The following is a 13,553-nucleotide window of genomic DNA, read 5'->3' on the forward strand; positions in this document are numbered from 1 at the left end:
GAGGGGTCCTAATCGGACTCGTTATACTACTTTTATGTACAGTCGTTATGCTCACTCAAACTTCAAAAAGTACGATAGAGGTGTGGTTGACCACAGCGGATCAGTCAAACCTTTTGACGCCACAAAGATCTTTAACTTTTACTAACGATGCGGTTCACAAATCATCTACCATAGAAATAAATGCACAAGAGACCTATCAAACCATGGACGGTTTTGGGGCAGCCGTGACCGGTTCATCCGCTTATTTAATTAATCGGATGACTCCTTTACAAAGAGAATCCCTGTTGAACAATTTATTTACTGACAGCGGAATCAATATGAGTTTTGTTAGGCATACAATCGGAGCCTCCGATTTTTCCGTCGATCAAGACGGCCGTCCAAGCAGTTATACTTATAACGATATTGTTTCGGGAACGGATTATGGTCTGAACCATTTTTCTGTTGCCAAAGACATCGATGTCATTAAGTTGCTTAAGACAATAAAGACCAAACAAAATGGAATAAAAGTGCTTGGAACACCTTGGACAGCACCACCATGGATGAAACACGGGATGCGGACTCATAACGGCTGGTACTTAAACTATAACGATCCGCACGTTTACGCTGCTTACGCCGACTATTTCGTTAAATATTTAAAGGCTTATCAAAATTATGGCATTCCGATTTATGCAATAACGATTCAGAACGAACCCGAATTCACGTCAGCAGAGTATCCTAGTATGAGCATGAGCGCTACCGAACAAGCGATGTTTATTCGGGATTATCTGGGCCCGGCTTTTAGAAAGAATGCTATTTCAACTAAAATCATCGCTTTTGATCATAATTGGGATATCGGAATGGATTATGCGAATACGGTCCTCAGCGATAGTGGTACGAGCGTGTTTACGGACGGGACCGCCTATCACTGCTATGCCGGAACACCGGATGTCATGTCCGAGATTCACGATAAGTATCCTGAAAAGCATATTTATTTCACCGAGTGCAGCGGTGGAGAATGGAGTTCTGATTTCGGCGAGAATTTAAGCTGGTTTATGAGTAAAGTTATCATTGGTGCACCCCGGAATTGGGCAAGAACCGTCCTTCTATGGAACTTGGCGCTGGATGATAGCGGGGGACCCGCTAATGGGGGATGTAAAAACTGCCGGGGAATAGTTACTGTGAATCCAAGGAGCGGGGCTGTTACGAAAAATGTGGAGTATTATGCGATTGGCCACGCAAGCAAATTCGTGATGCCCGGAGCACGGCGAATCAAATCTTCCGTTCAAAACGGTGGCATCGAGAATGTGGCCTACCAGAACCCTGAAGGCTCCATCGTCTTAATTGCCGCGAATACAGGATCCTCAGATAGGTCATTCAACGTTCTCTTTAATTCGAAAACATTCACTTATACACTGCCTTCGAAATCGTCAGTTACGTTCAAATGGCCGAAATAGAGGGAGAGCTTTGTTTGTTTCCACGCATTAGGATTTATCTTTCACTTTTCTAGCGGGATGGTTCTTGCATTTCTTTTTTAGTATCCATGAGCAAACCGATAATAGAATTGCAAGTATTATAAATAAAGGAAAAACCCAGTAATGACGGAGTGTAACTTCATCTTGCCAAGGCGATAAATATAGCATAAATCGTGATCTTCCTAATCTTTCCTGGTTGATTCGTAAATGGCCAGATCATCGCGAATAACAATGTTGCCCCATACGTTTGAATTGTTCCTAACGGCCAAGCCGCTCGCCAAACGCTTCCCCACCCGTCTTCCAATAGGGGCTCCAAACGTTTGATCAGCGTAATATCTGAACCCCAAATCAACAAAAACTCCAGAATAAATAAAATCAAGAGAATCGGTAAAATCAACTCCGCCAGTCTTGCGATTATTTCAAGTCCGCCATCCAGAACAACGACGCTCGCGGATTGGGCACGCCAGTTTCGGGACTTCCTGCCGACGGTAGGCTCCGGGCGAACAATGCGCTACACAGAGGAGGCGCTCGAGGTGTTCGGGCTGATCTCAAAGATGAAGGACGCGAACGAGCCGCCTGAATACATACGGCAGCAGCTACATGGATTAGTGACGGAAATAATCGTTGTTTGTCTTTCTCTTTCCGTGCAATCCGGCATATCAGGATGTCATGATTGATGCGGTCGAAGAATTGCGATGTCGATCCCGACGACTAGATGTTGAGCGGTAATTTTTTCAATGAGTTGATTTTGTTTCGCTTGCGATTTAAAATTCATAGTAGAGCGTCCTCCTGGATGATGGAATTTTTAGGGCTATGACCCGTTGCGTACTTCCATCGTACCGAGGCGCTCGTTTTTTTGCAAAGCGGAAATTTAACGCTCTACAGGAATGCTATCGTGTCCCGTTAGTTAGGATTTTGGATTTTGGGAAGTTACCGATTCAGAAAATCCTTGTCCAAATACCTCGGTAGCATCACAGACAATAATAAAAGAATGAGGGTCAATTTCTTGTATTATTGATTTTAGTTTATTTACTTTTAACGGATTAAGTACAGTCATCATAATTATTCTTTCATTCTTTGTATATCCTCCAGACCCCGTTATTTTAGTCAATCCTCTATCTAATTGATGTAGAATGGATGTACTAATGCTATTCTCATATTCTAAGGAGGATATTATGTACGCTACCTTAGAACCCTTATTTTTGAACAGAATAAATTCCATTGTCATTCTGGTCACAAATGCCCCAACCAGTGCGTACAATGCTTTTTCTGGTGAAAAAACGAATCCTCCAGCAATCATAACTGTTACATCCGTAATTATAATTGACGTACTATGCTTGATAGCCCTTTTTTTATTCAGAATTTGAGCAATTAATGTAAAACCACCCGTATTCCCTCCTGCACGAAAGACCACAGCTAAGCCAATCCCTATACCTAAACCGCTAAAAATTGCCGCCAGTAGCGCATCATATGTAAGTGGAGGTAATTCTTTCGTTATATAGACAAAAATAGGAATTAGTAAAGAACCAAAGACCGATTTTAAAATGGTTTGCACTCCTAAAAAACAGCAACCAATCACTAATAAGATTAAGGTGATTGCCCATAAAATCATTGTCGGAGTTATATCAAATAAAAAACTAAGAACAAGGGATGCTCCAGTTAAACCGCCAGAAGCAATCTGGTTTGGACCCTGTAATAAATTAAAACACAAAGCAATAATAAAGCTACCCAATAATATAGATGAGTATTGCTTAACTTGATACACGTTATTCAACTCCATTTTTTATCGAAAGTATAAAGGTAAAGAAGTTTTCTCGCAATAAACTGCCTTAACGCTAATACGCTTCTATGCTTTTACACTTTTAGACTTTTATACTTTATTGGAGTGAATTATTTATATTGGGCAAATATTGCCCATTCGTAACGAGGCTGCTGAGCAGATCAAGCGGCACGATACCGAATGGAGCTCTCGTTCATTGTTAGTTCAGTAGTTTTAAAGTAGTTTTAAGTTTGAATGCTGCAACGCAATAAAGCAAATATGCGTTAAACGATGTGCTTGCAAGAGATATTTTTTAGCTATACACTCAAACAAAATCAAATGCGATGATGGAGAGAGTAAGCGGATTGAGATTCTTGACAGGGACGGTGTGCCGATCGACTGAGAGCACCCGAATGGATCTGTTCGCCGAAGTTCACTCCGGAGCCGGTTGCTGAACGAAGCCGAGTTTCTGAGCTCGCTAGGCATACCCGTATTTCTCTGCGTTAAAGAGACGAAAGTGAGAAATGGCGTCATGCCGTCTAGGCATGCTTCATTTCTAATAAGGGTGGTACCACGGCTCCTCGTCCCTTGCGGAAAGGAGTCTTTTTGTTGTTCAAATACGATAACAAGGAGCAGTTTCAATGAAAACACATAGCTTAGAGCAATTAAGAGAAAAACTGAACATCATCAATCATAACCTTTTGGAGCTTTTGTCCGATCGGGCCCGAATCGTCCAAGAAATCGGGGATGTAAAGGAGAAGCAAGGCACGCCTAAATTCGATCCTGTACGTGAGAAGGAAATGCTGACCGAACTAGTTGCCGCAAATAAGGGCCTGTTCGACGACAAAACCATCCAACATCTGTTTAAGCAAATTTTTCAAGCATCTCTGAACCTCCAGGAATCGGAGCATAAGAAACATTTACTGGTTAGCCGCAAAAAACAGAAGGAAGATACTATTGTCCACATAGGCGAGGTAGCTGTAGGAGGAGCAATGCCGTTAATGATCGCAGGCCCATGCTCGGTCGAAAGCTATGAGCAGGTTCGGCTCGTGGCTAAGGCGTTAAAGGAAGCTGGCATTGCCGTTTTGCGCGGAGGCGCGTTCAAACCAAGGACATCGCCGTATGATTTCCAGGGACTCGGATTCGAAGGCCTGAAAATATTGAAGAAGGTAGCGGACGAATTCGGCCTGAAGACGATTAGCGAAATCGTAGACCCAAGACATATCGAGCCTGCTTCTGAATATATAGACGTTATTCAGATCGGAGCTCGCAATATGCACAATTTTGAATTGCTAAAAGCGGCAGGCGAGGCTCACATACCAATCCTCCTGAAGCGAGGACTGGCAGCCACGATTGATGAGTTTTTGCATGCGGCAGAATATATCGTTTCCCGCGGCAACACCCAGGTTATGCTGATCGAGCGTGGAATCCGCACTTATGAGAAGGCGACACGTAACACACTAGATATCTCAGCGGTGCCGATACTTAAGCAGGAAAGTCATTTACCTGTCCTCGTGGATGTAACTCATTCTACAGGGCGAAAAGACATACTTGCTCCTTGTGCAAAAGCGGCTCTCGCAGCTGGTGCAGATGGTATAATGGTAGAGGTACATCCAGACCCTGCTACGGCTTTATCCGATGCTGCACAGCAGCTTAACATTGATGAATTTAACCGTTTCTATGCCAGCGTTAAGGAATCTGGATTGTTGTAAAACATTCAAATACGATGTATAACGGCGGGGGAAACCGACAAGGAGATTGGCTTCCATACAGAGTGTACAAGAGTAGCTTAGAAAAAAGTTCATAATGGGCGAATCCCCTTCTCTGCGAAGCAAGGGAAATTACGAAAACCTCCTCCGGACTATATACCTGACGTTAAACGTCCGTATAGCCTATGAGGGGGTTTTCTTCATGAATGCCCACCGTACTTCTCGGTTTATTCTCATGAATGCAGAGACCACCGAGGCAAGGGCTACGGCACAAGGGCAGTAAACATACTTTTAAAGTACGCTTTCTTCGAGCGTAGACTAAATAAGTTCAATGATTACGTACTTGAAGGAAACGAAGCCTCCGCTGCAATGATGAGAAAAGTCGGATGCGTTCAAGAGGGGGTTCGTCGCCAGGTCTTTTATACTAATGGACGATATTCTGATTCCATTTTGTTCGGGCTAACCAAGGATGAATATGTTGAGCATCTCTCAAAGAAAACTAATGGATAACGATAGTGTAGGAGCATGCAATGCGGCAGCTCCTTTTTATCATTGAAGTAACGGGCTGAAGAGTTCTAATAAGACTGCTGTATCGTCCTAAGAAAACTCGTTATTCTGAAGGTATAACTTCGTTATTAGATGAAGGCATAAGTTTTTGATCATAGGACGAATTTTTACTTTTATATTTTTTTCGAATAAGATCAATCATATGTGAAACAATTTCGCCTTAAGTTACGTTTAATAAAATGTATGAAATGCCTAGATGGCAGGTAAACTTATTTAAAAATTTCGGCTAAGCCTATTCATTTTTATGAGAATAAAACCGATATAATTCGTAGACCCAATATAGCAAGAAAAATAAAGCTTAGGCCAATGTGTTTATGGTGCCTCTCACACCGCGGAGTAAAAAAGGTTATGAAATGAATCGATGTTCTTCAGGAATTCGGTCATGATTGATAATAATGGTAGGCTAAGCTTTCCTTTTAGTTAATAACTAGAAAAAAAGAACCCCAGCTCGTAAAGCTGGGGCCAAGGTTCCTCTGGTGACTCTCAAACACCGGAGGAGTAACAAAGGTTATGAAATGAACTTGATGTTTCAGCATCTCGTTCACAATTCATAATATAAAGGATGTCAGCTTATTTGTCATTGCCAAGAATCTGGATATAAATACAGGGACCGTCAGCATAATTACTTCTATTCATTTTATACAGTATATATAAAGATTTGAGAAATAGATTCTAAACGTTTTAATATTTTCCTAATCATTATGTAATAAAACCCTCTATACCCAAATGTATAATTTTTTAATTAATATTAATGTTAAATTGGCTTTAAAACAGGTAAACTAAAAAGTTGAAAATGTTGAAAATGTGCATAATAAAATAATTAAATGGCTGATTCTTCAATTGTTATTTTATCCGAAGGTGTAGGCCACGTTGATACATTAAAATTTTCTCATCTGCATCACGCTAACGGAGAACGATAGTGCAATGACAACAGGCAGGGTTATTGATGATAATATCCAATTATGGTAGGGGTATAATGAGTGATTACATGAACAGTGTATAAAAGCTGCCATGGAGTATGGAGTTGCGGCATTCGAAGTAATATCAAATTCAAAAAGGACGAATAAGTTATACGATTTAAAAAGAAAGCTCTTCGTTGTACTAAAAAGACAGCCTGATGGAATTCAGTGATTATATGGAATGCTTAATCATGAGCATCCCTATGTTAAGTATGCTGCAGCTATTTACTTGCTTTCAGTTGATGAACAACTCGGAGAAAAATGTCATGGTATCGAGTGTGAATCGCGGGAAGCATGATAAAGCATAGCATCTTACAAGAAACATTCGAAATAATAGTCCCTAAATTAAACAATGACTCGTAAGAACGGACACTTCGCGAATAAAGCGGCCATCTTACGGGTCTGTTTGCGTTCAAGATGATGGATTTTGTGCGAGTTGTCATGAGTAAATAAAGTATTAGACCATGAAAATAAAGTTGTAGACTGGCGATAGTCGTTAAGCTAACGGGCAGTTTAGTGCAATCCATTTTGATAAATGAGGTATAATTATCTTGGGGTGACGGCGGTGAATACAGACAAAGAAAAATTGATCGAGATTATTTTTGACGCTTCTTCAAGAGAAGACGAAGTTGATGACGCTGTTATGGATTTAGCCAAATTTGATGACGATCTTGTCATAGAAATACTTTTGAGAGTTGCCAATGACCCTACATTCGATGAGATGATAAGAGCCAGTGCAGGGGAATCTTTAGCAGATATTTGGATAAGAAGAAATGAAATTGATTATAAACAACTAACAAGTCTAACTGGGGCTGCTTTAAATGAAGCATTAGCAATGATTAAATCAAAACGAAGTGACTGGTACACCCATTTTGGGAAATTAAGAAGACATTAAATCGAGTGCTGAACAAACGGGAGACGATAGTTAAATAATCAGGGAGCAGGTACCGTAGCAGCTGCTTCCTGTTGTATGAACGGAGGAAACACTTGGGCGACAAGAATGAGTTCTTTATTACTCAAAAAGCAATCGAAAGTCTAACCGATATATTGGGACTCCCTGAATTAGATTAGTATTCGCAGGATTGGGAATATGAAATTGCAGACTCATCAAGGGTCTTGGCGAAGCTTCCGCCTTACCGGACCGGACGCTATGGCCAGCTGCAGGAATGGTATTACGATTTCGGGGAGATCGAGCCCGGGCATCGCCATGTGTCGCATTTGTACGGCCTGCATCCAGGCGAACAAATAACTAGGCAGACGCCGGAGCTCATGGAAGCGGCCAAGACAACGCTAAAGCGCAGGCTGGAGCATGGAGGAGGACATACCGGTTGGAGCTGCGCATGGCTCATCAATCAGTTCGCCCGTCTGGGGGACGGGGAATCCGCGCATCGTTTCGTTAGAATGCTGCTAGCCCGCTCAACGCATCCGAATTTATTCGATGATCAACCGCCCTTTCAGATCGACGGCAACTTCGGCGGCACGGCCGGCATTGCCGAAATGCTGCTGCAAAGCCACAATGGTTCGATTGCGCTGCTGCCGGCACTGCCGCTAAGCTGGTAAGCCGGCAGCGTCGCCGGTTTGCGGGCTCGAGGCGGCTATATCGTCGATATCGCATGGAGCGGCGGAAAGTGGACGACCTGCAGCATTACTGCTTTTGACAGCGGGACTTGCCGGATCATCCATGAAGGGGCGCTTGTCGTAACCAATGCCGAGGGAGGCTCCGTTATTTGCGCGGATGGCGCTTTCGCAGTGAAGGCGGGTCAAAGCTACCTGCTCACTCCTTATGAACAAGCTTAATCAAGCAGGGATTGTTGGCAAGTAAAAGGATAAGAGATAAGATGATGATATAAAGATGCCGGTTGCATCTTTTACTACGGGCGGTAAAGGGGAGCTAAGGCAAAAATGACGCTAAACATCAATCAACGTTTGCAGCAGATGGAGCAGGAAGAACAGGAGCTGCGGTTTCAGTCGTTTACGAATGAGAACGCTTTAGAATTAGGTTTAGCGATCGTGGAGGAAGCGCGGCGGAACGGCCAGCGCATAACGGTAGATATTACGCGGGCGGGACAGCGGTTATTTTTGCATGCGATGGAAGGAACTACTGTAGAGAACGAGAATTGGATCCGGCGCAAAAATAATGCAGCGAATCACTTTGGGACAAGCTCTTGGCATACAGCCTGCAGGCTGCGCAGCGAAGGAACGACGATGGAGGAGAAGTATGGGCTTCCTATCGCGGATTATGTAGGAGCAGGAGGGGCGTTCCCGCTTATTGTGGAGGGAGAAGGGCAGATCGGAACGATCACCGTATCCGGATTGCCGGATCAAGAGGATCATGATTTGCTTATATCCGTGCTGCGCCGCTATTTGTCACGGTAACCAGCAGGCTTGGAAGGCGGGAATAGCAGTGGACGCAGGCATGAGAACATTTTGGAAGTCTTATTTGTCCGGTTTGCAGCTGCATGTGGCTGTGGCTGAATATACGAAGGTACCCCTTTCGTGGAAGGACGAGGATTACACGCCCGACGTAAATAAGCTTTATTATATCCAAGAGGGCGAAGGCTATATTAAGGTTGGAAACCGTACATTTTATCCGAAGGCAGGCGATCTATGTTTGATGCCTGCTGATGTGATCCAATCCTACGGCACGATCAACTCAAACACCTTCGGCAAATATTGGTGCCATTTCACGGCGAAGCTGGGCAATTTCAACCTGTTTCAAGTGCTTGAGATGCCTGTCATGCTGACGGTATCCGATCATCCGGCGCTTAAGGATAAATTCGAGCGTCTCATGTATCATCACAAGAGCGGGGATTGGACGGCGGATCTGCATGTTCAGGCTGTCTTTCTTGAGATTATGGCGATGTTTTTGAAGCAAACCGAGCGGGTTACGATCAATACGCCAGCGACAAGCTCGTTCGAGAAGATGAATGTCGTGCTGACTTATATCGAGGAACATCTGTCTGAAAATATTACGGTAGACACGCTGGCGCAGCTGGTGCACTTTCACCCCAATTATTTCATACGCATGTTCAAAAATACGACCGGGCTCTCGCCCATTCAATATGTGAACCGCAAGCGCATGGACAAGGCGAGACAGCTTCTCTCCTTCACATCTATGAGCATTTCGGCAGTGGCCGAATCACTGGGCATGGATGCGACTTATTTCTCGCGGCTCTTTAAGGAGTACGCGGCGCTGTCGCCGAGTGAGTATAGGGAGCTTTCGTTAAAATAGGGAAGTGTTTTTACAAGCGTATATATGCTTACAACATGGAATCGGCGTGTGAGTAAGGTCGAAGGCTCGCTGTAAGCATGTTTATGAGCTTATATGAGAAAAACAAAGAACCGCGGTTGTCAAACCGACGGTTCTTTGTTTGCGCTTAGGGGATCAGGGATAGAAGGCGTTCGCGGGCGTAGTCGTTGTACACCAGCGCGCATTAAACAGCGACTTAATAAGAATATCCTTCGCTTCTTCCGTGCCGATATAGCGGAGCGCTTCGAGCGCATGCGCCCGTACGTAGCGGTTCTCGTCATCGAGTGCTGCCGTCAAAGCCGGAACGGCTGCTGCAGCTGCGGAGCCGAGCTTTGACAGTGAAAGGCCAGCCGTAAAACGGACCTGAGCATCTTCGTCGGCTAAGCATGCGATTAGAGCTTCGACCGCGACAGCAGCGTCTGCCTGAATCATCCCCAGCGCTTCTGCGATAGCGCTGCGTATGGAAGGGGCAGGGTATGATAACAAACGGGCAAGTCTTGGAAGCGCAGAGCCCGCATGGTGACGCAGCTCACCGAGTGCGAATATTGCATGGCATAAAGTTTCTTCGCGTTCATGCTCCAGCGCGGCTGTCAATCCTTCGACGGCATCCAGGCCGGCGGCCGAGAGCCCGTAAGCGGAAATGCGCGATACGTTCACGCTCTCATGGTGAAGTCCGGCAAGCAAAGCAGCGACGCCCTGCTTGCCATACCTGGCAAGCTCATATGCCGCGTTCAGCGCGTTCGGCTCGAACTTATCCTCTAATGCGATTGAAAGCTCGTTAATTCTCGCAGCATCCGCTGCCCGGGAATTCGCGATGCTGCCGACGCTGCCTGACAGCCAATTCCACGTTTCTTCCCATAATGTTTCATGTCTCGCAATTGGCAGCGCAAGGCCGGAAGGCTCTTTCCACTCCGCGGCCTGGTTATCCCAAGATGATCCGGTTGGAGCTGCCGTACGCATAAATTCGAATTTCAGCATATAGCGGGCATTGCCGAGCACATTCGGCGTCGAACGATGCCATATATCGTAATGAATGAGGGCGAACGTGCCTGCTGCACCGCTGGCGTAGGCTTCACCGGCTGTCTCATCGGAGACGAAAGTGCGTGATTCGTAATTTTGCGTACCGGGCATAACGCCTGTCGGGCCAAGCTCCAGCGGTGTATTTTGCGGAAAATACATGATCATCGCCCACCATGGATGGTGGTTGCGCATACGCGAGTAGCCAAAGTAGCTGTCCTTATGCCAGCCGCCGGCAGCAGGCATCGCATTATAATGGCCGTGCCGGTGCGCATGCAGCATGTAATTCGGTCCGAGCACACTCGTTAATGCACCCGTGATGACGGGGCTGTCGAATACCTGCTGAATCTCGCGGATTCGCGGCAGCAGGTTGTTGCCGGGGTTGCCTTCTTCGTCATAAACCCGTTTAAGCTCCTCTGTCATCGCAAGGTGGAATGCTTCAGGGAAATCCGTTTTTAAGATGAGAAAGCCCTCTGTAACGAACTTCCTCATTTGCTCGTCTGTCAGCAATAGCGGTGAATGATTCATATAATCGATGTCCTCCTAAGGTTTGATTTTATAAACCGATTATAAGAGATGTCAGGCCAATGCTACATACACGAAACTAAGTGAAGCTTGCATAAAACTAACTTCATCCGCTGTAGGAGGAATAGGGCTCGGTTATACCTTTACCATTCCATGGGATAAACAGTTGACCACAAGAGGATTAATCTATAATACTGAACCGCGTACATTTATTGCTGGCGAATCTGTTTATCTATGGGGAATGCAAGCAACGAGCACCAATGAAATTCATACTGCGGATTTCTCGCCGGAATCGTTAAGCAGACTCGAATGGGCAATTATCTTTACTTTGCGATTTGAAGATTAATATTTGGGAACTAGAGTAGAGGCAGACCGTTCTGAGGGACTCATAATCCCTGAATGATGAATGTGGAGAGGAATTATAACGAGATGGAAAACTCGCAGACGAAATGAAAGAGATAATTGCTCAGGGTGGTTTCCTCTTAGATAGACAATCCTGTGACATTGAGGATGCTAAAATCATATGGAAAGAAGATTATGAAATGTCAGAGGAGCTGCTAATGCACTCCGCTTCTTTGAAATTCAGCCTGATCGTGTCATAGTTTTTTGCGTTGATTCGATCTTTTGAATTGTATTAGCGAAGGAGCAGCACGCGACCTTGATTAAATTAATGTGAATAGTTCAACAAAACAGCGGCAGTCAAGGACTTTTGGCATGCTTTTTTTGTTTGCGTTTCTTTTTGAGGGGCCCTCATGCGGTGATCGCAGGTGGCATGCAAAAGCTCACGCCATTGACGGTGATTAACGATTCGTCAAATAGCGTGAACAATGATATTATGCCAGATTTAAGTTCTTCCTGTAGGGTTAAATACTGCGGCTAACAGGTTCACTGAAGAGTTGCGAATTAACAATAATTAAGCGTAAGATTGAATTTCAGGCGTTCATTTCCATACGCGCTTTTGCTTGAAAATCTCTTCCGCATAACCGGAAAGAGCCACAGGGGCGATGATCATTTGGAATAAGAATATGAAGCCCAACAGCCCTACAAAGCTTTTCTTTTGATGGATGCCCAGTTGTCCCAACAGTCTGTTCTGATATAGATTAAGTAAATAAAAAATGATCAGTGTCACAGGTAATACCAAGATGGCATTGGGTCCGACCACTCCATAATATCCGAAAGCGCAAAGAACTAATCCCGGTATCCAAATAAAGGTATAGGCCAAGTCAATATAAGGAACGACCAAATCGAGTCCTGTAAAATACCGTCTTGTCGGGCTCTGGATCTTCCAGGGAGAGACTTGTTTGAGTGCTTCAATCATTCCCCGCGCCCATCGTTTACGCTGCCGGATTAGATGAACGAAAGATTCAGGAACTTCTGTAAAAGCGATAGCGGCCGGCTCAAAGCATACACGTCCGTGATTCTCGAAAAATTTCCACGTTAGGACGATATCCTCGCCAATGGAATCCGGCCAACCCCCAGCTGCTTTGACCGCATTCGAGCGAAAGATGCTGAAGGCTCCCTGGGCTACTAAGGTGGATTGATAAATACTTTGCATTCGTTTAATTGAAGCGATACTTAAGTAATATTCCCATTCCTGAATGCGGGCCAGAAACGAACCTCGATTATTCTGTACAAGCAGAGAACCAGCAACAGCATGAACGTCTGGGCTTGAGCTCTGCAGCTTTGCAGCTAAAAACCGAATGGCGAGAGGGTGTAAGAACGTATCTGCATCCAGTGTAATCAGGTAAGGAGTGTTTACTTCTTTCAAGCCGCGGTTTAAAGCGTTGTGCTTTCCCGGGATTTCCTCATGAAGAATAATCAGGGACAGTCCCATCCGTTCTGCGGTTTGCCGGGCAATGTCTACGGTTCCATCAGTAGAGCCGTTATCAATGAGAATAATTTTAATAAGTCCTGAGTATTCTTGCCGGGCAATGTGTTCAAGCGTTTCACCGATTCCGATTTCCTCATTCCTGGCTGCGATCAATATTGTGATTGGAATGGAAGGGTTGTCTGTAGGGAGCTTTGCCTTCTTGTCCATTAACAAGCTGGTCAAAGTGAATGCACTGATATAACCAGGTAAATAGGCGATACCCGCAATAATCAAATAGGCGGCGATCATGCCTGTTGATTGTGATAGTTGATGGATCCACGGCTGGGATAGCCAGATGACGAATAAAAGCCAACCGATAGCCGCGATCTGGCTTATCCAAAATTTCCCTGCGTACGGTTCAGAAGCACGTGTAAGCTGTTTGTCATGAATTCTGTTGGTAATCAATTTAGACTGCAAGTTCTCACTCTCCAATTATTCAATTCCAA

Annotated in this window: 10 protein-coding genes and 2 pseudogenes; 8 read left to right on the top strand and 4 right to left on the bottom strand. The window is 44.7% G+C overall.

All coding sequences use genetic code 11. The features are described from left to right. Positions 1–80: 80 nt before the first annotated feature. Complete coding sequence (locus AC0YNZ_RS23840; RefSeq protein ID WP_475828987.1) at positions 81–1,433, top strand: glycoside hydrolase family 30 protein; 1,353 nt, start codon at positions 81–83, stop codon at positions 1,431–1,433. Positions 1,434–1,590: 157 nt separating this feature from the next. On the opposite strand, the gene AC0YNZ_RS23845 is transcribed toward AC0YNZ_RS23840, so the two are convergent. Beyond that, complete coding sequence (locus tag AC0YNZ_RS23845) at positions 1,591–1,848, bottom strand: GerAB/ArcD/ProY family transporter (RefSeq protein WP_475828988.1); 258 nt, start codon at positions 1,846–1,848, stop codon at positions 1,591–1,593. Here AC0YNZ_RS23845 and AC0YNZ_RS23850 point away from each other — a divergent pair. Continuing rightward, positions 1,772–2,128, top strand: coding sequence for a hypothetical protein (locus tag AC0YNZ_RS23850; RefSeq protein ID WP_475829052.1), 357 nt, complete (start codon positions 1,772–1,774; stop codon positions 2,126–2,128). The genes AC0YNZ_RS23845 and AC0YNZ_RS23850 overlap by 77 nt on opposite strands. A gap of 230 nt (positions 2,129–2,358) precedes the next feature. Here AC0YNZ_RS23850 and AC0YNZ_RS23855 read toward each other — a convergent pair whose 3' ends face one another. Beyond that, complete coding sequence (locus tag AC0YNZ_RS23855) at positions 2,359–3,216, bottom strand: YitT family protein (protein WP_475828989.1); 858 nt, start codon at positions 3,214–3,216, stop codon at positions 2,359–2,361. A 635-nt stretch (positions 3,217–3,851) separates the two neighbouring features. Between AC0YNZ_RS23855 and AC0YNZ_RS23860 the strand changes: the two genes are divergently transcribed. The 6 genes and pseudogenes from AC0YNZ_RS23860 to AC0YNZ_RS23885 all read left to right on the top strand — a co-directional run bounded on the left by AC0YNZ_RS23860 (position 3,852) and on the right by AC0YNZ_RS23885 (position 9,677). Continuing rightward, on the top strand, positions 3,852–4,922 hold the full coding sequence (locus tag AC0YNZ_RS23860) for a bifunctional 3-deoxy-7-phosphoheptulonate synthase/chorismate mutase (protein WP_475828990.1): 1,071 nt from the start codon (positions 3,852–3,854) through the stop codon (positions 4,920–4,922). A 252-nt stretch (positions 4,923–5,174) separates the two neighbouring features. Continuing rightward, positions 5,175–5,429 (top strand): annotated as a pseudogene (locus AC0YNZ_RS23865) (GNAT family N-acetyltransferase); the annotation flags it as partial. Positions 5,430–7,010: 1,581 nt separating this feature from the next. Then, entirely contained in the window at positions 7,011–7,340 is a 330-nt protein-coding gene (locus tag AC0YNZ_RS23870; protein WP_475828991.1) for a hypothetical protein, read from the top strand. A 224-nt stretch (positions 7,341–7,564) separates the two neighbouring features. Further along, a pseudogene (locus AC0YNZ_RS23875) lies at positions 7,565–8,242 on the top strand (glycosyl hydrolase family 95 catalytic domain-containing protein); the annotation flags it as partial. 105 nt (positions 8,243–8,347) lie between these two features. Further along, a complete protein-coding gene (locus AC0YNZ_RS23880) occupies positions 8,348–8,821 on the top strand; it encodes a heme-degrading domain-containing protein (protein ID WP_475828992.1) in 474 nt (157 codons plus the stop codon). Positions 8,822–8,849: 28 nt separating this feature from the next. Next, positions 8,850–9,677 carry an AraC family transcriptional regulator gene (locus AC0YNZ_RS23885; RefSeq protein ID WP_475828993.1) on the top strand — a complete coding sequence of 276 codons (828 nt, stop codon included), beginning with the start codon at positions 8,850–8,852 and terminating at the stop codon, positions 9,675–9,677. 153 nt (positions 9,678–9,830) lie between these two features. On the opposite strand, the gene AC0YNZ_RS23890 is transcribed toward AC0YNZ_RS23885, so the two are convergent. Then, entirely contained in the window at positions 9,831–11,240 is a 1,410-nt protein-coding gene (locus tag AC0YNZ_RS23890) for a HEAT repeat domain-containing protein (RefSeq protein WP_475828994.1), read from the bottom strand. Positions 11,241–12,177: 937 nt separating this feature from the next. Further along, positions 12,178–13,524 carry a glycosyltransferase family 2 protein gene (locus AC0YNZ_RS23895; protein ID WP_475828995.1) on the bottom strand — a complete coding sequence of 449 codons (1,347 nt, stop codon included), beginning with the start codon at positions 13,522–13,524 and terminating at the stop codon, positions 12,178–12,180. Positions 13,525–13,553 lie beyond the last annotated feature (29 nt).

It is taken from the genome of Paenibacillus sp. J2L1-98 (genome assembly GCF_056269405.1).